This window comes from Mesorhizobium sp. M2C.T.Ca.TU.002.02.1.1, assembly GCF_003997225.1.
This window is the reverse complement of the sequence record NZ_RZTO01001528.1, coordinates 1-454: the sequence shown is the minus strand read 5'-3', so window position 1 is coordinate 454 and position 454 is coordinate 1. Positions and strand designations below refer to the sequence as shown.

Below are 454 nucleotides of genomic sequence, written 5' to 3'. Positions count from 1 at the left end.
CGACATGTCTCTCACGCGCGAGGAGCGCGAGGCGAAACTGGAAGGCATGGGCTGCAAGCGCAAGAGAGTCGAGGAAATCCGCTTCACCCAGGGCAAGGGCAATTATGTCGACGACGTCAAATTGCCCGGCATGCTGCATGGCGACTTCGTGCGTTCGCCGCACGCGCATGCAAGGGTGAAGTCGATCAATTCGGAAAAGGCGCTCAAGGTGCCGGGCGTGCTCGCCGTCATCACCGCCGAGACGCTGAAGACGGTGAACCTTGCCTGGATGCCGACGCTTGCCGGCGACGTGCAGATGGTGCTGGCCGACGGCAAGGTGCTGTTCCAGAACCAGGAGGTCGCCTTCGTGGTCGCCACCGACCGCTATGCCGCCGACGACGGCGTCGCGGCGGTCGAGGTCGAATATGAGCCGCTGCCGGTGCTCGTCGATCCGTTCAAGGCGCTCGATCCCGAC

Annotated in this window: 1 pseudogene; it reads left to right on the top strand. The window is 63.9% G+C overall.

The window, feature by feature from the left end:
* Window positions 1–454: pseudogene (locus EOD07_RS37120) on the top strand (carbon monoxide dehydrogenase); the annotation flags it as partial.